This is a genomic window from Microbacterium sp. LS_15 (assembly GCF_041954735.1).
Taxonomy (GTDB): Bacteria; Actinomycetota; Actinomycetes; order Actinomycetales; family Microbacteriaceae; genus Microbacterium.
This window is the reverse complement of the sequence record NZ_JAVAYD010000001.1, coordinates 273,046-292,000: the sequence shown is the minus strand read 5'-3', so window position 1 is coordinate 292,000 and position 18,955 is coordinate 273,046. Positions and strand designations below refer to the sequence as shown.

Sequence of the window (18,955 nt, the reverse complement as noted above, 5' to 3'; positions counted from 1 at the left end):
TCGATGGCGGCCACGGAGATCAGCTAGGGCGTTCAGGCCCGGTCGCGGTGCCGTTGTCCGGAGCCGTGGAGCCCTTCGCCTGGGGAGCCTCAGCCTGCTCGGCGACGGTGTCCTCTTCTCGCATCGCCTTCATCTCGCCCTTGAAGACACGGGCTGACTGGCCCATGCTCTTCGCGAGAGCGGGAAGCTTCGCTGCACCGAACAGCAGCAGAACGATGACCACGAGGGCCAGCAGGTGCCAGCCGGTCAATCCAGCCATGGGATACTCCTCACATCGGGGATCCCGACCAGTCTAACCGGCGTCAGGGCGATCCGGGTGGCCATACAGCGCGAGTCCGGCCGCAGCCCATTCCCGGGCGGCAGCGCGGGCGATGCCGGGTTCCATGACCTCCATCACCCCGCCGAATCGGGCGGCGAGGCGTTTGACACCGCGTGGGTCGGCGAGATGCAGCCGGGCCGTGACCACGCCGTCCTTCGCTTCGACCTCGTCTCCGGTGAGGAACCCGCGCAGCAGCGGGGCGATCCTCTCGGGAACGCGCACCCGCACCTCGCCCTCGTCCTCGGCTGCTGCGAACGCCTCGGGGACGTGATCGCCGGCATGTGTGATCGGGATGTCGGTGAGGCGTGCGTCACTGACGCGGTCGAGGTGGAACGTCCGCATCGCCTTGCGCATGTGGCACCAGCCCTGCAGGTACCACTGGGCGTTGGTGATCAGCACCTGCACGGGATCCACGGTGCGCGTCGTCGGGGCGGCATCGGGCGCCTGATAGGTGAACGAGACGGCGACGCCGTCGCGGACGCCCTGGGAGACGACGCGGCGGACCTCGTCGACGGCGCTGGGGGCGACGACGACCTCTGCGGGGGCATCCGCGGCACCGCGCGAGAGCTTCGAGATCAGGCCGCTCACGAGACCGGAGTCCGACACGGCCGGAACGGCGGCGACCATCTGCAGACCGGCGAGCAGGGCCGCGGCCTCGCGCGCCGTGAACCGGGGCACGCGGCGCAGCGCGACGTCGTTCGTGATCTCGATGACGTCCTCCTCGTCGAGGAGGTCCCAGTTGATGTCGAACATCTCCTGCGGCTGCTGCCAGTAGCCCGAGTCGCCCGGAAGGCCGATGACCGTGAGCTTCTCGACCATCTGGCGCATCTCGTTCGGAGTGACGCCGAACTCCGCCGCCGCCTCCCGCAGCGAGACCTGACCGTGCTCGAGCAGATACGGGACGAGGGTCAGATACACCCGCACGCGGTCGGCGGCGAGCAGCGGCTTCGCCTGCGCGCTCATCGGCCCCCCTCCGCATCGGCGTTGGCCTCGACCACTGCGGACAGCCGCGAGATCACGGCGTCGCGCAGGGGTGCCGGTTCGACCACGCGGACCTCGGGTCCGTACGAGGCGAGCTCATCGGCGAGGATGTGCACGTCGACGAACGGCACCCGGATCCCCTGGGTGGCCGGTGTGGCCCGGCGTCCGAGCCGCAGGGACGCCTCCGTCCCCGGCGTCACCTCGAGCAGCGCGGAGTTCTGGGCGGCGACGGCCTCGAGACCGCTGAGGGCCCGCTCCCCCGCGCCGTCACGGAGCGACGGGTCGAACGACGTCGCCGTCATCTTCACGTTGCCGACGATCCGACTGAGCAGGAACATCCGATCCTCCTCGATCGCGACGTCGATCCCGAAGACGTGCCAGCGCGCCTCGTAGTCGACCAGAGCGAGCGGACGGATGCTGCGTCGCCGGGGTGCGTCCTCTCCCGGCTTCAGATACTCGAACAGGACGACCCGGCTCTTCTCGATCGCCTCCTGGAGCACGGGGAACGCCTCGTCGCGGGCGGTGATGCGCGGTGCGAAGCCGATGATCGGCTCGTCGCCGTCGATCCCCAGTGCGCGGATCTTGCGCACACCGGCCTGCGCGTCGCCGGATGCCGATTCCGCGCTCCAGACGCTGCCCGCCAGTCGCAGCACGGCCAGCTCGGCCGGGGTGAACTCGATGTCGCCCGGCAGGTCGTACTCGGCCTGCGGGATCCGGTAGCGGGCCTCGCGGAGGTCGTTCGGGTCGGACTGGTCTCCCAGCGTCTCGACGGGCACGCCGAGAGTGCGGAGCTCGTCCTTATCGCGCTCGAACATCTTCTCGAGAGCGTCCGAACGCGCACCGGCATCCGCACGCTGGCGGTATCCGGACACGTTGTCGAGGATCTGCTGCTTGGTGAGCCCGATCTCCGTGGCCATGAGCGCCACGACGAGGTTCGTCAGGCGCTCCTCCGCGGGAATACGGGCCGCCATCACTGCTCCGGGGTCGGGACGATCCCCAGGATGTCGACGACGATCGCCGTCGCCTTGTTGCCGTCGGCCTCCGGAACGACGACCAGCAGCTGGGAGCCGACCGTGGCCCCGACGAGCTCGTTGGCCGCCGGGCCGATGTTCGGCTCGGAACCCCACGTGCTGGTCGCGACCTTCTTGTCGTCCCAGCCGACCGCGGTGAGGTTCGTGATGATCGTCTGCCCCTTCTCCACGACCGCGCCGTCACCCTTGATGAGGGTCTGCGTGACCGACTTCTTCGGGGCCGGGCTGTCGGGCACGATCACGCCGGGCGTGCCGTCCGGTGCCCGGACGACGGTGGGCATGCCCTGCGCGTCGTTGAACTGGGGAGCGCCCTCGGCGCGTGCGAGCGACACGTCGAGCACGTCGATCACGGCGACCACGTTCTCGTCGTCGTCGAGCCCGAAGGCCTCGACGTTCGCCTCGCCGAAGTCATCGGGCGTCAGGACGGCCACGACCCGGCTTCCGCCGGTGGCGCACTCGAGCGCCTTCTCGAGACCGGCGGACTTCTGCGACCAGTACGCGATGCTGTGCACGCGGCTCAGGTCGTCGTTGTACTCGGTCTCGTAGAGAGGCTTGCCGCTGTTCCCGGCGAAGAACGTCAGGTCGAGCACGAACGGCTGCGACGTCGACGTCAGTGTGCGTCCGTCTCCCACGACGGCATCGGCGTAGGACGTCGTGGAGGCCTTCACCGGACCGAACACCTCGACGTCGGGCTTCGCGCCGAGCTCACCGTCGACGGTGACGGAGTCGAGGATCGCACTGGAGTCCGCTGCACGATCGCAGGTCTCCCCCGCGAACGACGGGGCGGACGCGCACCCGGTCAGAGCGAGGGCGGCGAGGCTGAGGGTGGCCAGAACGGCGGACGTTTTACGCACGCGCTCCAGTCTATTCCGTCGGGGGCTCCGATTCGCGCGATGCAGCGGCGAGACGCGCGCCCTCCGCGGCCTTGGCCGCCTCCCTCGCGCGCTTGCGCAGATTCTTGTCGTTGATCTCGCGGTCGCCCACGGCCCCGGGAGTCCAGAGCTCGACGTCGTCGTCGCCGTAGCTGCTCTTCGAAGCGCGGCGCTTCACCGACGGGGCGACCGCTCCGGGAGCGAGCCGGCGAGCGGTGAGAAGGAAACCGGTGTGCGCCACCATGCGGTGGTCCGGGCGCACGGCGAGGCCCTCGACGTGCCAGCCGCGGACCATCGTCTCCGAGGCGTCGGGGTCGGTGAACAGACCGGTGCCGCGGATGTACTCGGCGACGCGGGAGAGCTGTGTGGCCGTGGCGACATAGCAGAGCACCACGCCTCCGGGAGTCAAGGCGTCGGCGACGACGTCCATGCACTCCCACGGCGCGAGCATGTCAAGCACCACGCGATCGACGGTTCCCGGCTCGAACTCCGCGGGCAGGGCCTCGGCGAGGTCGCCGACGACCACGCTCCACGTCGACGGGGTCTCGCCGAAGAAGGTCTCCACATTGCCCCGCGCGACCTCGGCGAAGTCGTGGCGGCGTTCGAACGACACGAGGCGGCCCGCCGGACCGATCGCCCGCAGCAGCGAGAGCGAGAGGGCGCCGGAGCCGACGCCGGCCTCGACCACCACGGCTCCGGGGAACACATCGGCCTGCATGACGATCTGCGCGGCATCCTTCGGGTACACGATCGCCGCACCGCGGGGCATCGACATCGCGAAGTCGCGGAGCAGCGGGCGCAGGGCGAGGTACTCGTGACCGGAGCTGTTCGAAACGACCGAGCCGTCGGGCAGACCGATGAGGTCGCGGTGGCGCAGCACGCCGTGGTGCGTGTGCAGCTCGCCGTCCTCCCGGAGCGTGACCGTGTGCAGACGGCCCTTCGGACCGGTGAGCTGAACCCGGTCGCCCTCGCGGAACGGTCCGCTGGGGCGGTGGGCGGGGGGCTGGCTCATCGGATGGCTCCTGTCATGGCCTTGCGGTCGAAGAGGTCGACGAGATCCGCGGCGGTGCGATCCCGCAGCGTCGGCCACAGCTCGTGCGCGCCGACGTGGTCGAGAGGAACGATGTGCGGCACGCCCAGAGCCACGGCGCCCGCGGCGAGGCCCGCGCGGAGTCCCGTCGGCGAGTCCTCGATCACGAGCGTGTCGGCGATGTCGACCTCGAGGAGCGACGCGGCGTGCAGGTAGGGCTCCGGGTGCGGCTTGGGGTTCGAGACGTCATCGCCGGCGACCACGATGTCGAAGGCGTCGAACTCGATGAGGTCGACCACGCTGAGCGCCATACGGCGCAGGGACATCGTCACGAGACCGGTCGTGATACCGGCGGATTTCAGGTCGAGGAGCAGCTCGCGGGCACCCGGTCGGAACGGCACGCCCTGCACCCGCAGCGCCTCCTGCACCCCGTCGGTGAGGAGGGAGATGATCGCGTCGGCCTCCATGTCGACACCCGCGTTCTGCAGGATCACGGCACTGTCGACCAGACCGTTGCCGACGAGCTGCAGAGCCTGCTCGTGGCTCCAGCTCCCGCCGAAGGATTCGACGAGCGCCGTCTCCGCCGCCATCCAGTACGGCTCGGTGTCGACGAGGGTTCCGTCCATGTCCCAGAGGATCGCGCGGGGCTGTCTGCTCACCGGTCCATGTTAGCCGTGGCGCCGCCCTCGCCCTGCCGGGTCGGACTAGCCTGGGTAGACATCGATCCGGAACCACGAGGGGAGATCACGATGGATGTTCTGGGTTCTCGCATCATCATCGCCGCCTTCGATGGCTGGAACGACGCGGGCGAAGCGGCGAGCGGCGCGATCGCCGCACTGCGCGCGGAGAACGAGTACGACCTCGTGCACTCGATCGACCCCGAGCTGTACTTCGACTACCAGTACACGCGACCGGCCACGAAGACGGATGCCGAGGGGCGCCGCCAGCTGACCTGGCCGGAGGCCGGGCTGTGGCGTCCGCGCGATCGGGGTCCCGGCCCCGAGCTGTGGATCCTCACCGGCGTCGAGCCCGCCCGCACCTGGCAGGCGTTCGCCTCGGAGTTCATGGACGTCGCACTCCGCGACGACATCACCGGACTCGTCACCCTCGGGGCGATGCTCTCCGACGTGCCGCATACCCGCCCGATCTCGATCTTCGCGTCCAGCCAGAACGAGCAGGTGCGCGAGGCGCACGGCCTCGAGCGGTCCCTGTACGAGGGGCCTGTCGGCATCCTCAGCGTCTTCGAGCACTTCGCCGAGACGTCCGGCATCCCCACCGCGAGCCTGTGGGCGAGCGTCCCGCACTACGTGGCGTCGGCGACCCCCTCGCCGAAGGTCACGCTGGCGCTGCTCGACCGCCTGGAGGAGCTGACCGGCGTGGACGTCCCCCGGGACCACCTGCGCACCGAGGCCGCCGCATGGGAGGCGTCGATCGACGCCGCCGCGGCCGACGACGAGGACATGACCGAGTACATCAGGCAGCTCGAGCGCACACGAGACACATGGGACTCGCCGGATGCGTCGGGCGACGCGATCGCCCAGGCGTTCGAACGCTATCTCAAGCGCAGGGGCGACGGGCCGGCTGACCGCAAGGGCTGAGTCGCCCCGTCGCTCAGGCCGGGATGACGCCCAGGCCGAGCAGCACCAGGAGCACCGATCCGAGCAGGATGCGGTAGATCACGAAGGGCAGGAAGCTGCGCTTCGAGATGTAGTTCATGAAGAACGCGATGACCGCGAGGGCCACGACGAACGCGACGCCGGTCGCCGCGAGCGTGTCGCCGAACGAGAAGAACGAGGGCTGGTCCCAGCTCTTGAACACCTGGTAGAAGCCGCTTCCGAAGACCGCCGGGATGGCGAGCAGGAACGCGTAGCGGGCAGCCGCAGCGCGCTCGTACCCGAGGAACAGCCCCATCGTGATCGTGCCGCCGGAGCGCGAGACCCCCGGGATCAGCGCGAGCGCCTGAGCGACGCCGTACGCGACGCCGTGCGGGTAGGTCAGGTCGTTCAGCGTGCGACGCTTCGAGCCGACGTAGTCGGCCACTCCGAGCAGGATGCCGAACACGATCAGCATGACCGCGACGATCCACATCGACCGGAAGACGGTCTCGATCTGATCCTGGAACAGCAGCCCGAGGACGACGATCGGGATGCTGCCGATGATGATCATCCAGCCCATGCGCGCATCGGGGTCGCTCTTCGGGGCCTTGCCGATGAGAGATCGGAACCACTGGCGGATGATGCGCACGATGTCGCGCCAGAAGAACACCACCACCGCGGCCTCTGTGCCGATCTGCGTGATGGCGGTGAACGCGGCGCCCGGGTCCTCACCGGACGGCAGGAACGTGCCGAGGATGCGCAGGTGCGCACTCGAGGAGATGGGCAGGAACTCGGTGAGTCCCTGCACGAGGCCGAGGATGAGCGCTTCGAGCAGGTGCATGGAGGAGCCTTCGGGATGTTCGGGAGCGGCGCGGTCGCGCGGAGGGAGCGCTCAGTACGTGCGCAGCAGATCGGCCAGCACCTGCTGACCGAAGACAAGCGATTCTACGGGCACGCGCTCGTCGACTCCGTGGAACATGCCCGTGAAGTCCAGGTCGGCCGGCAGCCGCAGCGGCGCGAAGCCGTACCCGGTGATGCCCAGATACGCGAGCGCCTTGTTGTCCGTCCCCGCCCCGAGGAGATACGGGATGACGGGCACGCCGGGGTCATGACGGCCCAGGCTCGCCACCATCGCATCGACCAGGTCGCCCTCGAACGGCGTTTCCATGCCGATGTCGCGCACGACGGTCTGGATCTCGATCTCGTCTCCCACGATCTGCTGCAGCTCGCGCAGCACGTCGTCTTCGGTGCCGGGGATCACGCGGACGTCGATGAGAGCCTCGGCCCGCTCCGGGATGACGTTGTGCTTGTACCCGGCACTCAGCACGGTCGGGTTCGTCGTCGTGCGGAAGGTCGAGCGCAGGAATGCCTCGGCGGGACCCGCTGCAGCGGCCAGCGCGTCGGGGTCGTCGCCCGGACGCCCGGTGAGGTCGCTCAGTCCCTGCAGCAGCGCCTCGGTCGTCGGCGTGAGTCGGACGGGCCAGCGTGTGCGGCCGATCGCCGCGACGGCCTCCGCCAGTTTCGTGACCGCGTTGTCGTCGTGCAGGCGGCTGCCGTGCCCGGCCCGCCCCTTTGCGACGAGACGGATCCAGATCAGCGCCTTCTCCCCCACCTGCAGCAGGTACGCGCGACGGTCGTCGACGGAGATCGAGTACCCGCCGACCTCGCTGATCGCCTCCGTCGCCCCCGCGAACCACCCCGGCCGGTCGCGCACGACGAGCGCGGAGCCCTCCACGCCGCCGTTCTCCTCGTCGGCGAAGAACGCCAGCACGAGGTCACGCTCGGGCTTCTCGCCGGCGCGCAGGATGTCCGCGACCGCGGTGAGGATCATCGCATCCATGTTCTTCATGTCGACGGCGCCTCGGCCCCAGAGCATCCCGTCCTGGACGACACCCGCGAAGGGGTCGACCGTCCAGTCCTCCGGCATCGCTGGGACGACATCGAGATGGCCGTGCACCACGAGGGCGGGCTTGCTGCGGTCGCGCCCCGGCACCCTGGCCATCACGTTGGTACGCCGCGGGATCGGTTCGTAGTATTCGACCTCGAGTCCGAGCTCCGTGAGGTACGCGCCGACGTACTCCGCCGCCTCACGCTCGCCCTTGGCGTCTCCTCCGCCGAAGTTCGACGTGTCGAAGCGGATCAGGTCTCGGGCCACGCGCGCGACTTCGGGAAGGGACTGCTCGGTCATGGCTCCAGGCTATCGAAGCCGCGAGGCGCGCCCGGGCGACCGCCTCGGTTTCTGAGTGCGTCGAACCGCGTGCTAATGTAAATCTTCGTTCGGCAACGAACATCCAACACCCGCGCGGGTGGCGGAATGGTAGACGCGCTACGTTGAGGTCGTAGTGCCCGTAAGGGCGTGGGGGTTCAAGTCCCCCTCCGCGCACAGACAGGCCCCGGAAGATCCAGGATCATCCGGGGCCTTCTTCGTACCCGGCCGTCCGGCCGGCGCGAGGCGCCGACCGGACGCCGACGTCACACCGCCCCGACGCCGAACACCAGTCCGAGCACGTAGGTGACGGCAGCGGCTCCGAAGCCGATCGCCAGCTGACGCAGCGCGCGGCGCAGCGGCGGACCGCCGGACAGGATGCCGACCATCGCCCCCGTCGACAGGAGCGCGACGCCCACCAGCACGAGGGCCACGACGACGGCCGTGGTGCCCTGCAGTCCGAAGATCCACGGGAGCACAGGGATGATGGCGCCGGAGGAGAACAGCAGGAACGACGAGAGGGCGGCAGTCCAGTCGCTGCCGACGATGTCGTGGTCGTCACCGCCGTGCACGTGCACCGGACCGGTGGTCGCGGTGCGCTCGACGCCTGCGCGGGCCGCGGCGACGATGCGACTGGCGCGTTCGAGCGCCTCCTCCGGACCGACTCCCCGCGCGCGGTAGACGAGAGCCAACTCGTTCTCGTCGATGTCGAGGTCGGCGGCGGTGGCCGCTGCGTCCTCGTTCGCCTCCGTCGCCGCGAGCAGCTCGCGCTGCGACCTCACCGAGACGAACTCCCCCGCGCCCATCGACAGCGCACCGGCCAGCAGCCCGGCGATGCCGCTGAAGAGCACGAAGCCCGAGCTGACACCGGTCGCCCCGATGCCGAGCACGAGCGCGAGGTTGCTGACGAGACCGTCGTTCGCGCCGAACACCGCGGCTCGGAAGGAGCCGGACAGGCGGCGTCTCCCCCGCGCGGCGAGTCCGCGGACGACCTCGTAGTGCACCTTCTCGTCGGCCCGCATCGCGGGGGTGGCGTACTGCTCCTCGTCGTACGGCGACCGCGCCTCGGCGCTCTGCGCGAGGGCGAGCACGAAGATCGAGCCGAAACGTCCGGCCATCCGCCCGAGCAGACGCGAGCGGACACCCGCCCTGGGCAGACGTGCCGGCTCGCCGCCGAGCAGATCGAGCCAGTGCTGCTCGTGTCGTCGCTCGGCGTCGGCGAGTCCGAGGAGGATCTCGCGCTCCTCCCCTGAACGACGGTGAGCGAGTCGCTGGTAGACGAGGCCCTCGGCCCGCTCCTCGACGAGGTAGCGGGCCCACCGACGTCGATCGGCGTCGGTCGCGGGGGCGGGCGCAGGTGCGGTCATGAAGTCTCCTCGGTACTGCTGCGGGGGCGATTCCACGCTAATCGGCGGGGCACCGCGTGCACGCCGAAAACCCGCGATTGCCAGCTTTTCGGGGCGGCGAAGGAGGGACGCGCGAGGCGTCGGTCAGGAGCGGACGCGCTTGCGCAGCACGTCGATCCGGGCCTGCAGCTGGGTGACCGTCGCCTGCGCGACAGCCGGACCGCCGCAGATGCGACGCAGCTCGGCGTGCACTGCTCCGTGCGGCTCGCCCTTCTGCCGCGCGTAGAGCCCGACGAGGCTGTTCAGCAGCTGCCGCTGCTCCTTGAGCGTGCGATGGAGGGGTGCGGGCAGCGTGGTCGTCTCGGTGGGCCCGGCCGCCGCCTCGCGCGCTTCACGGAGCCGGGACTGCCGCGCCTGACGCTGCATCAGGAGCTCATGCACGTGCTCGGGCTCGAGGAGCCCGGGGAACCCGATGAACTCCTCCTCCTCCGGGGTGCCCGGTTCGGCCAGCTGACCGAACTCCTGGCCCTCGAACACGAGCCGATCGAAGTGCGCGATCGACGACAGCGCCTGATAGCTGAACTCCTGGGTCAGCGCGTCCGATGCGTCGTCCTCCCGGTTCGCGTTGTCGAGCAGCGAGTCCTCGAGCCCGTCGTCGTCTTTCGACTGTCGGTCGAGCGCGTGGTCGCGCTGCTTGTCCATCTCGTTCGCCAGCCCCATGAGGACGGGAACCTGCGGAAGGAAGACGCTCGCCGCCTCGCCCCGTCGGCGGGCGCGCACGAAGCGTCCGATCGCCTGCGCGAAGAACAGCGGCGTCGACGACGACGTCGCGTACACCCCGACCGCGAGGCGCGGCACGTCGACACCCTCCGACACCATGCGCACCGCGACCATCCAGCGATCGTCGCTCGCGCTGAACTTCTCGATCCGCTCGGAGGCCGTCGCATCGTCGGAGAGCACGATCGTCGGCTGCTGGCGCGTGATGCTGTGGAGGATCTTGGCGTAGGCCCGCGCCACGGTCTGGTCGGTCGCCAGCACGAGTCCGCCGGCGTCGGGGATGTGGTGGCGGATCTCGGTGAGGCGACGGTCAGCAGCGGAGAGCACCGCCGGCATCCACTCGCCCTCCGGATCGAGAGCGGTACGCCAGGCCTGCGACGTGACGTCCTTCGTGTTGTCCTGCCCGAGGTGCGTCTCGAGCTCGTCGCCCGAGCTCGTGCGCCACCGCATCTTGCCCGCGTACATGTGGAAGAGCACCGGCCGCACGACGCCGTCGGCGAGGGCTCGGCCGTAGCCGTAGTTGTAGTCGGTCCGCGAGATCCGCGCACCGGACTCGTCGGGGTGGTACTCGACGAACGGGATGGGCGCCGTGTCGCTGCGGAACGGCGTCCCCGAGAGGAGCAGGCGCCTCTTGGCCGGACCGTAGGCGTCGCGGATCGCGTCGCCCCAGCTCAGCGCGTCGCCGCCGTGGTGCACCTCGTCGAGGACCACGAGGGTGTTCGCGTCTTCGGTGAGGTGTCGGTGCACCGACGACTTCGCGGCCACCTGTGCGTAGGTCACGACAGCGCCGTGATAGTGGCGCGCCGGCGCCCAGTGACTGTTCTTGAACTGGGGGTCGAGCCGGATGTGCACACGAGCCGCGGCATCTGCCCACTGGGTCTTCAGATGCTCGGTCGGAGCGACGACGATGATCCGGTTCACCTCGCCGCTGCGCATGAGCTCGACGGCGAGGGTGAGGGCGAAGGTGGTCTTGCCTGCCCCGGGTGTCGCGGCGACGAGGAAGTCGCGCTGATCCGCCTCGAAGTACTGCTCGAGAGCCTCCTGCTGCCAGGCGCGCAGCTTGTTGGCGGTTCCCCACGGGGCACGCTGGGGAAAGGACGGAGAAAGCATCGAGACAACGATAATCGCTGCCGCGGACACCGGATCGCACCGGCGCGGATGCCGACCGGCGGAGTAGGCTCGGTCACTGCGCCGCCGCCATCGATGCGCGGCGCACGTTCGCGAAGGAGAGCTGGATGACCGACCAGGATTCGACTCGGACCCCGTACGTGGCCAACGACACGCCCCACCCGTGGCGCCGTTTCGTGGCCGTGGGCGACTCGTTCACCGAGGGCATCGGCGACCCCGACCCCGCCGTACCCGGTGGACACCGCGGCTGGGCGGACCGCGTGGCCGAAGTGCTGGCGCAGGATGTCGACGACTTCGCCTATGCGAACCTCGCCGTGCGCGGCAAGCTCATCGCGCAGATCGTGGAGGACCAGATCGAACCGGCCGTCGAGCTGCGCCCCGACCTCGTCTCGATCTGCGCGGGCGGCAACGACGTGATCCGTCCCGGGACCGATCCCGACGCGATCGCCGCGCAGTTGGAGGACGCCGTCGCCCGCCTCGCGTCGACCGGCGCGGCGGTGCTGCTGTTCACCGGCATCGACACGGGCTTCACGCCGGTGTTCCGTCCCTTCCGAGGGAAGGTCGCGATCTACAACGAGAACGTGCGGGCGATCGCCGATCGCCACGACTGCATCGTCGCGGATCAGTGGGCGCTGAAGGTCGTGCAGGACATGCGGTTCTTCGACGACGACCGTCTGCACTACAACGCCCTCGGCCACCACGAGGTCGCGCGCATGGTGCTGCGCGCCCTCAACGTGCCCAACGACCTCGAGTCGATGCAGCCGGAACCCCTGCCGGTCCGCACCTGGCGCGAGGCGCGCGCCGAGGACCTCGGGTGGGCCCGCGAGCACCTCGTCCCGTGGGTGCTGCGCCGTCTGCGGCACCAGTCCTCCGGTGACCATGTGGCGGCGAAGCGCCCCGACGCGGCGCCGTTCCTCCGACTGCCCGAGAACCGCTGACCCAGAGAGCAGGCAGGGATCAGCACCCGGGCGGAGCGTCAGTGCCCGGGCGGAGCGTCAGTGATCGCCGAGTGCCCAGAGAGCGACGGCGGCTGCCGAGGCGACGTTGAGCGAGTCCACTCCCCCGCTCATGGGGATGGTCACGACGTGGTCGGCCAGCGCGAGCGCCTCCGCAGACAGCCCGTCCCCCTCGGACCCCATCATCAGCGCGACGCGCTCGGGGCGCTCGCGCACGAACTCGCTCAGAGGGACCGCCCGGTCGTCGAGAGCCAGCGCGACCGTCGCGATCTCCGCGTCGTGGAGCACCTCGATCGCGCCCGTCCAGTCGGGCATGCGTGTCCACGGCACCTGGAACACGGTGCCCATGCTGACCCGCACGCTGCGCCGGTAGAGCGGGTCGGCGCAGCCGGGCGACACGAGCACAGCGTTCGCTCCCAGCCCGGCCGCCGCACGGAACGCGGCGCCGATGTTCGCGTGGTCGCCGATGTCGGCGAGGATGAGGACCAGCCGAGCATCCGCCACGACCGAGGCGACGCTCGGCAGCTCGGGGCGGTGCATGGAGGCGAGGGCGCCGCGGTGGACGGCGAACCCCGCGACCGCTTCGGCGACGGTATCGGGGACCACGTAGACCGGGACGTCGAGACCCTGCATCGTCGAGCGGATGCCGTCGACCCACCGCCGCTGCACCATCACGGAGCGTGGCCGGTGCCCGGCGGCGACGGCGCGCTCGATCACCTTGGCCGACTCCGCGATGTACAGGCCGCCCGTGGGCTCGGAGATCCGACGCAGCGCCGTGTCCGTGAGGCCGCGGTAGTCGTCGAGGCGGGGGTCGTCGGCATCCGTGAGTTCCAGCAGTTCCACCGGTCCACTCTCCCACCTGCGGCCCGCTGCCGGCGTCACGCCGTAGACTCGCTGCAGGAGGTCCCGTGAGCGATTCGAGTCCGGCCGAGCTGTCGGCCGTCGTCGCTCGCACCGCCGAACTCCTCGCCGGACGCCGCATCGCCCTTCTCACGGGCGCGGGCATCTCGACAGACTCCGGCATCCCCGCCTACCGCGGCGAGGGCGCCCGCACGCGCTCCGATCCCATGACGATCCAGCGCTACCTCGGCGACGAGGCGGCACGCCGCCGCTACTGGGTCGGCGGTCATCTGGGCTGGCGCGCGTTCGCCCGAGCGGAACCCAACCCCGGACACGTCGCGCTCGCCCAGATGGAGGCAGCCGGCCGTGTGAGCGGCGTGATCACGCAGAACGTCGACGGACTGCATCTGCGCGCCGGGAGCTCGCACGTCATCGAGGTGCACGGCACGATGCGCCGGGTGCTGTGCCTGCGCTGCGGCCAGGTCTTCGACCGTCGCGACATCGCCACGCAGATCGAGGACCGCAATCCCTGGATCACGGTGCCCGAGAACGTCAAGCTCGCTCCGGACGGCGACGTGCTGCCGGAGAGCACCGAGGGATTCGTCGTGCCGTCGTGCACGGTCTGCGACGGGATGCTGAAGCCCGACGTCGTGTTCTTCGGCGAGTACGTCCCGCTCGACCGTTTCAAGGCGGCCGAATCGCTGCTGCGGTCGAGCGACGCGATGATCGTCGCCGGGTCGTCCCTCGTCGTGAACTCGGGCGTGCGCCTCGTCGAGCGGGCGCGCCGCCGCAGCATCCCGCTCGTCATCATCAACCGCGAACCGACGCGCGCCGACGTGTGGGCCGACGTGACCATCGCCGCCGGCACCAGCGACGTCCTCCCCGCCCTGCAGGAGCTGCTCTCATGACCCTCATCACTCTCGTCCGTCACGGCCAGACCGACTGGAACCTGGCCAGGCGCATCCAGGGGTCGACCGACATCCCGCTGAACGAAACGGGGCGGGAGGATGCGCGGACCGCTGCGTGGCGTCTCACCGGCGGCGGTCACCACGCGATCTACGCCAGCCCGCTCGTGCGTGCGCGTGAGACCGCGGAGATCATCGCGGCCGAGCTCGGGCTGGACTCCCCCACGCTCGTCCCCGACATGCGGGAACGCGAGTTCGGCGCCGGCGAGGGCAAGCTCGTCTCCGAGTACCTCGAGCTGTACGGCGACTGGCTCGCCCCGGTGCCGGGAGCCGAGACTCTGGAGGGCGTCGCCGACCGTGCGCTGCGCGCCCTCGACGGCATCGCCAGGGACTCGCGACGGCGGTCGGCGCCCCTGGCAGAGTCCGTGATTGTCGTCACCCACGGCGGGGTGATCCGGTCGCTGATCGACCACGTGTCCGGTGGCACGCTCCCCCGCGTAGGCGAGGTCCTCGCGAACGGCTCTGTGCACCGCTTCGAGGCGTCGCCGGGCTCCCTGCGACTTCTCGAGTCGGCGATCCTGCCCTGATCGACCGCACTCGGCGGCCTAACGACTCTGCTCAGCGCGCGCGGGCGAGGATCGACCGTGCGTGCCGCAGCACCGGCTCGTCGATCATCCGCCCGCGGAACCGGAAGACGCCTCGCTCCGACTCCGCCGCGCTCACCACGGCACCGGCCCACTCGACCGTCTCAAGGGCCGGTGCATACGCAGCCCGGATGACCGCGACCTGACTCGGGTGGATGCACGCGGTCGCAGCGAAGCCCGACGCCGCGGCATCCCGAGCCTCCGCCTCGAGTCCCGCGATGTCGTCGATGTCGATGTGCACGGCGTCGATCGCAGCTTTGCCCTGCGCGCCCGCTTCCAGGAGCACCCGCGACCGTGCGTAGCGGGCGATGTCGCGGTACCCCCCGGCGTCGGTCCGGCTCGAGGTGCCGCCGAGCGAGGCGACGAGGTCCTCGGCCCCCCACATTATCGCGACCACGCGGGGATGGGCGGCGATGCGATCCGCGGCCTGCACCCCGCGAGCCGTCTCGCACAGGGCGATCAACTCGAAGCGCTCGTCGAAAGCCGACAGCGCCTCGGGGTCTTCGGTCTTCGCCACCATCACCCGGCGGAAGTCCGTCTGGTTCAGCGTCGCGAGATCCGAGACGAACTCGGCCGACCCAGGCGAGTTCACCCGTACGATCACGCGGTCGGGATCGAGGGGCGCGTCGACGAGGTTCCCCCGGGCCGCGACCTTGGCGTCGGGCAGCACGGCGTCCTCGAGGTCGAGGATGACCGCGTCGGCCTTCCGGAGCGCGCCGTCGAAACGCTCCGGGCGATCGGCTGGGCAGAACAGCAGTGCTGGTCCGAGCTCGAACGTCATCGGGTCTCCTCCTCCGGACGGCAGCGCACGAGCACCGACCGTGTGGCGGTCGCGACGACGACGTCGTCCTGGTTGCGACCGGTGTGGGCGATGGACACGATGCCCTGGCCGGGGCGCGAGCCCGACAGCCGCTTCTCGGAGACGACGCTCTCGGTGTAAAGAGTGTCACCGGCAAAGAGCGGATGGGGGAACGCGATCTCACCGAACCCGAGCTGGACCACGAGGGTTCCCTGCGTCAGCTGCGCGACGGACGACCCGACCATCGTCGACAGCGTCCACATGGAGTTCATGAGGCGCGCGTGGAAAGGCTCTCGCGCGTCGGCGAACGCCGCGTCGAGGTGCAGCGCCTGCGTGTTCATGGTGAGCGTGGTGAACAGCACGTTGTCGGCCTCGGTCGCGGTGCGCCCCGGACGATGCAGGTAGCGGGCGTCGACCTCGAACTCCTCGAAGTAGAGCCCGCGCTGAACGATGTCGTGCGTGGTCATGCCGCCACGCTACCCGGCGAGCCCGAGGGCCCGCGCGATCACGAGCAGCTGCACCTCGGTCGTCCCCTCGCCGATCTCGAGGATCTTCGAGTCCCGGTAGTGCCTCGCGACGGGGAACTCGTTCATGAAGCCGTTGCCGCCGAAGATCTGCGTCGCGTCGCGCGCGTTGTCCATCGCCGCCTCCCCCGCGACGAGCTTCGCGATCGCTGCCTGCTCGGCGAACGGGCGCCCGGCGTCGCGCAGGCGAGCGGCGTGATGCCAGGCCAGCCGAGCCGTGTGCACGCGGGCGCGCATGCGGGCGAGCGTGAACTGCGCGTTCTGCCGTGTGCTGAGCGCGCTGCCGAAGATCGTGCGGCTCTTCGCGTAGTCGACGGCGGCTTCGAGGCATCCCTCCGCTGCTCCCGTCGACAGCGCGGCGATCGCGATCCGTCCCTCGTCGAGGATGCTGAGGAAGTTGCGGAAGCCGCTCCCCCGCTCGCCCACCAGATTCGTCGCCGGCACGCGGACGCCGTCGAAGGTGAGCGGATGCGTGTCGGACGCGTTCCAGCCGACCTTGTCGTAGGGGGCCTCGACGGTGAATCCGGGGGTGCCGTTGGGCACGATGATCGTCGAGATCTCCTTGCGCCCGTCGGCCTGACCGGTGACGGCGGTCACCGTGACGAACCGCGTGATCGGCGTCCCCGAGTTCGTGATGAACTGCTTGGAGCCGTCGATCACCCACTCCTCGCCCTCGAGACGGGCCGTGGTGCGCGTGGCTCCGGCGTCGCTGCCCGCCTCGGGTTCGGTGAGGCCGAAGCCGGCGAGGGCGCGTCCGGCCAGGAGGTCGGGAAGGAGCTCCTGCTTCTGCTCCTCGGTGCCGAAGCGGAAGATCGGCATGGCGCCGAGGCTCACTCCGGCTTCCAGCGTGATGGCGATCGACTGGTCGACGCGCCCGAGCGCCTCGATGGCGATGCCGAGCGCCATGTAGTCACCGCCCTGTCCGCCGTACTCCTCGGGGAACGGAAGGCCGAACAGCCCGAGGTCGCCCATCGCCGCCACGACGTCCATCGACAGGGCGTGCGTGCGGTCCGCCTCGTACGACTGGGGCGAGACGACGGTGTCGGCGAACTCCCGTACCATCGCGGCGAGCTCGCGCTCCTCGTCGGTCAGCTGATCCATCATTCGTTCTCCTCCGTCACTCGCACCACCGGCTGGTCGCGGCGAACCTGGTCCCCCACGGCGACGAGCACCTGCACAGTGCCGTCCTGCGGGGCGAGCACCGGGTGCTCCATCTTCATCGCCTCGATCGAGACGAGCGGATCGCCCGCCTTCACCGTCGCTCCGTCGACGACGTGCACGGCGACGACGCTGCCCGGCATGGGCGCACGCCCCTCTGGCTCTGCTCCCGCCGCGTCCTGGTCACGCGTCTGCAGACGCCTCACGGTGGCGGCCCGTCGGTCGAGCGGCAGGAGGCGGGCGGATCTCCCGTCCTCGCTCACCCACACCGCGCCAGCGGCGTCCACTGCCGTCGAGGCTCGGGAACCGCGCGTCCCTTCGACGCCGTCGATCACCTGGCCGTCCTCCGTCAGAAAGGCGAGAGTGCGCCGTTCCGGATCGGAGAGCGCCGCCCACACGCCGCCGGCGCGCGCCGCGCGGTCGGCCTTCTCATCGCGGGCCGCCAGAACGGTCTCTCGTGCGGCGGCGAGCATCGCCGGTGAGGGCGGCTCCGCCACGACGGGCAGAAGCGTCTCGATGATGCCCGTGTCGAGGTCTCCGTCCACGACTCGCGGGTCGCGGCAGAGCTGTCGGAGGAACTCGATGTTCGTCTCCACGCCGAGCACCACGGTCGCAGCGAGCGCCTCGTCCAGCCGGCGCAGCGCGGTCTGCCTGTCATCGGCCACGGCGATGATCTTCGCAATCATCGGATCGTAGAAGCCCGACACCTCGGAGCCGGACTCCACCGCGGCATCCACCCGCACACCGGTGGGCGGCTGGAACAGCAGAACCCGTCCCGTCGACGGGAGGAACCCGCGGTACGGGGACTCGGCGTAGACCCGCGCCTCGACCGCGTGACCGGTCAGCTTCGGAGCCGGATCCAGCCTGCCGCCCGCGGCGACGCACAGCTGACGCTCCACCAGGTCGAGGCCGGTGACCTCCTCCGTGACGGGGTGCTCCACCTGCAGCCGCGTGTTCATCTCGATGAAGAACACGTCGTCCGGTGCGTCGGCGTCGACGAGGAACTCCACGGTGCCGGCGCCCACGTACGAGACGCTCTCCGCCGCCTGCACGGCGGCTTCGAGGAGGGTCTGCCTCGTGGACTCCGGGATGCCCGCAGACGGCGCCTCCTCGATGACCTTCTGGTGGCGGCGCTGAAGGGTGCACTCGCGCTCGCCGAGCGCGATGACCGTTCCGTGTGCGTCCCCGAAGACCTGCACCTCGATGTGGCGGGGCCTGCGGATCAGCCGCTCGAGGATGAGCGAGTCGTCGCCGAAGGCCGCCTTCGCGACCCGCCGCGCCGAGGCGAGGGCAGGTGCGAGGCCGGCGGCATCAGCGACCACCTCCATGCCCTTGCCTCCGCCGCCCGCGCTGGGCTTCACGAGCAGGGGGAAGCCGACGGATCCCGCCTCGTCGGCGATCTCCTGGTCCGACAGCCCGCGCGCGTCGAAGCCCGGCACCACGGGGACGCCCGAGCGCATGACGTGGTCGCGGGCTCGCGCCTTGTCTCCCATGATCTGCAGCGCATCGACCCCGGGGCCGATGAAGACGATGCCGCTTTCGGCGCACGCCTCCGCGAGACCCACGCTCTCCGACAGGAAGCCGTAACCGGGGTGGATCGCCTGGGCGCCGGTGCTCCGTGCGGCCGCGATCACGGCGTCGATGTCGAGGTACGACTCGGCGGCCGGAGGAGGTCCGATCCGCACGGCGTCGTCGGCCTCGCTGACGTGCGGCGCCTCGGCGTCCGCATCGCTGTACACCGCGATGCTGCGGATGCCGAGGGTCCGCAGCGTGCGGATGACCCGCCGGGCGATCTCGCCGCGGTTCGCGACGAGGACGGTGGAGAAGTACGGGGTCGTCGACAT

19 protein-coding genes and 1 tRNA gene are annotated in these 18,955 nt (G+C 70.3%); 5 read left to right on the top strand and 15 right to left on the bottom strand.

Annotated elements, in window-relative coordinates; all coding sequences use genetic code 11:
- Window positions 1-19: 19 nt before the first annotated feature.
- From RAC69_RS01455 to RAC69_RS01430, 6 genes are read right to left on the bottom strand one after another with little or no spacing between them, the layout of a single operon-like run.
- Complete coding sequence (locus tag RAC69_RS01455; protein ID WP_375084637.1) at window positions 20-259, bottom strand: twin-arginine translocase TatA/TatE family subunit; 240 nt, start codon at window positions 257-259, stop codon at window positions 20-22.
- 33 nt (window positions 260-292) lie between these two features.
- Window positions 293-1,282 (bottom strand): helix-turn-helix transcriptional regulator, encoded by a 990-nt coding sequence (locus tag RAC69_RS01450; protein ID WP_375084635.1) that lies wholly within the window; start codon window positions 1,280-1,282, stop codon window positions 293-295.
- Window positions 1,279-2,271, bottom strand: a complete 993-nt coding sequence (locus tag RAC69_RS01445; protein WP_375084632.1) for a helix-turn-helix transcriptional regulator — start codon at window positions 2,269-2,271, stop codon at window positions 1,279-1,281. The genes RAC69_RS01450 and RAC69_RS01445 overlap by 4 nt, the downstream gene beginning before the upstream one ends.
- Complete coding sequence (locus tag RAC69_RS01440) at window positions 2,271-3,185, bottom strand: hypothetical protein (protein WP_375084630.1); 915 nt, start codon at window positions 3,183-3,185, stop codon at window positions 2,271-2,273. The genes RAC69_RS01445 and RAC69_RS01440 overlap by 1 nt, the downstream gene beginning before the upstream one ends.
- A 10-nt stretch (window positions 3,186-3,195) precedes the next feature.
- The gene (locus tag RAC69_RS01435; protein ID WP_375084628.1) at window positions 3,196-4,215 is read right to left on the bottom strand and encodes a tRNA (adenine-N1)-methyltransferase; all 1,020 of its coding nucleotides are present in this window, start codon (window positions 4,213-4,215) and stop codon (window positions 3,196-3,198) included.
- Complete coding sequence (locus RAC69_RS01430; RefSeq protein ID WP_375084626.1) at window positions 4,212-4,892, bottom strand: HAD family hydrolase; 681 nt, start codon at window positions 4,890-4,892, stop codon at window positions 4,212-4,214. The genes RAC69_RS01435 and RAC69_RS01430 overlap by 4 nt, the downstream gene beginning before the upstream one ends.
- A gap of 90 nt (window positions 4,893-4,982) precedes the next feature.
- On the opposite strand from RAC69_RS01430, the gene RAC69_RS01425 reads away from it, so the two are divergent.
- Window positions 4,983-5,831, top strand: a complete 849-nt coding sequence (locus tag RAC69_RS01425) for a PAC2 family protein (RefSeq protein WP_375084625.1) — start codon at window positions 4,983-4,985, stop codon at window positions 5,829-5,831.
- 13 nt (window positions 5,832-5,844) lie between these two features.
- Here the strand turns inward: RAC69_RS01425 and RAC69_RS01420 are convergent, their stop codons facing one another.
- Together RAC69_RS01420 and RAC69_RS01415 are read right to left on the bottom strand one after the other, a co-directional pair.
- Entirely contained in the window at window positions 5,845-6,669 is an 825-nt protein-coding gene (locus tag RAC69_RS01420; RefSeq protein WP_375084624.1) for an undecaprenyl-diphosphate phosphatase, read from the bottom strand.
- 51 nt (window positions 6,670-6,720) lie between these two features.
- Entirely contained in the window at window positions 6,721-8,016 is a 1,296-nt protein-coding gene (locus tag RAC69_RS01415) for a M20/M25/M40 family metallo-hydrolase (RefSeq protein ID WP_375084622.1), read from the bottom strand.
- A 112-nt stretch (window positions 8,017-8,128) separates the two neighbouring features.
- Here RAC69_RS01415 and RAC69_RS01410 point away from each other — a divergent pair.
- Window positions 8,129-8,211: transfer RNA gene (locus RAC69_RS01410), tRNA-Leu, on the top strand.
- Between the two features lie 89 nt (window positions 8,212-8,300).
- Here the strand turns inward: RAC69_RS01410 and RAC69_RS01405 are convergent.
- Both RAC69_RS01405 and RAC69_RS01400 read right to left on the bottom strand, forming a co-directional pair.
- The gene (locus RAC69_RS01405) at window positions 8,301-9,401 is read right to left on the bottom strand and encodes a VIT1/CCC1 family protein (protein WP_341934515.1); all 1,101 of its coding nucleotides are present in this window, start codon (window positions 9,399-9,401) and stop codon (window positions 8,301-8,303) included.
- Window positions 9,402-9,524: 123 nt separating this feature from the next.
- Window positions 9,525-11,267: a DEAD/DEAH box helicase gene (locus RAC69_RS01400; RefSeq protein ID WP_375084620.1), complete on the bottom strand. Its 1,743-nt coding sequence runs from the start codon at window positions 11,265-11,267 to the stop codon at window positions 9,525-9,527.
- A 125-nt stretch (window positions 11,268-11,392) separates the two neighbouring features.
- On the opposite strand from RAC69_RS01400, the gene RAC69_RS01395 reads away from it, so the two are divergent.
- Window positions 11,393-12,223 carry an SGNH/GDSL hydrolase family protein gene (locus tag RAC69_RS01395; RefSeq protein WP_375084619.1) on the top strand — a complete coding sequence of 277 codons (831 nt, stop codon included), beginning with the start codon at window positions 11,393-11,395 and terminating at the stop codon, window positions 12,221-12,223.
- A 57-nt stretch (window positions 12,224-12,280) separates the two neighbouring features.
- Here RAC69_RS01395 and RAC69_RS01390 read toward each other — a convergent pair whose 3' ends face one another.
- Window positions 12,281-13,084 carry a TrmH family RNA methyltransferase gene (locus RAC69_RS01390; RefSeq protein WP_375084618.1) on the bottom strand — a complete coding sequence of 268 codons (804 nt, stop codon included), beginning with the start codon at window positions 13,082-13,084 and terminating at the stop codon, window positions 12,281-12,283.
- Between the two features lie 65 nt (window positions 13,085-13,149).
- Here RAC69_RS01390 and RAC69_RS01385 point away from each other — a divergent pair, with 65 nt between their 5' ends.
- Both RAC69_RS01385 and RAC69_RS01380 read left to right on the top strand, forming a co-directional pair.
- A complete protein-coding gene (locus RAC69_RS01385; RefSeq protein ID WP_341934519.1) occupies window positions 13,150-13,989 on the top strand; it encodes a Sir2 family NAD-dependent protein deacetylase in 840 nt (279 codons plus the stop codon).
- Window positions 13,986-14,573: a histidine phosphatase family protein gene (locus RAC69_RS01380; protein ID WP_375084615.1), complete on the top strand. Its 588-nt coding sequence runs from the start codon at window positions 13,986-13,988 to the stop codon at window positions 14,571-14,573. The genes RAC69_RS01385 and RAC69_RS01380 overlap by 4 nt, the downstream gene beginning before the upstream one ends.
- A 31-nt stretch (window positions 14,574-14,604) precedes the next feature.
- On the opposite strand, the gene RAC69_RS01375 is transcribed toward RAC69_RS01380, so the two are convergent.
- The 4 genes from RAC69_RS01375 to RAC69_RS01360 are packed head-to-tail and all read right to left on the bottom strand — an operon-like array spanning window position 14,605 to window position 18,955.
- Complete coding sequence (locus RAC69_RS01375; RefSeq protein ID WP_375084614.1) at window positions 14,605-15,411, bottom strand: HpcH/HpaI aldolase/citrate lyase family protein; 807 nt, start codon at window positions 15,409-15,411, stop codon at window positions 14,605-14,607.
- Entirely contained in the window at window positions 15,408-15,896 is a 489-nt protein-coding gene (locus RAC69_RS01370; RefSeq protein ID WP_375084612.1) for a MaoC family dehydratase, read from the bottom strand. Before RAC69_RS01370 ends, RAC69_RS01375 begins: the two co-directional genes overlap by 4 nt.
- A 9-nt stretch (window positions 15,897-15,905) precedes the next feature.
- Complete coding sequence (locus tag RAC69_RS01365; RefSeq protein WP_375084610.1) at window positions 15,906-17,054, bottom strand: acyl-CoA dehydrogenase family protein; 1,149 nt, start codon at window positions 17,052-17,054, stop codon at window positions 15,906-15,908.
- Window positions 17,054-18,955, bottom strand: coding sequence for an acetyl/propionyl/methylcrotonyl-CoA carboxylase subunit alpha (locus tag RAC69_RS01360; protein WP_375084608.1), 1,902 nt, complete (start codon window positions 18,953-18,955; stop codon window positions 17,054-17,056). Before RAC69_RS01360 ends, RAC69_RS01365 begins: the two co-directional genes overlap by 1 nt.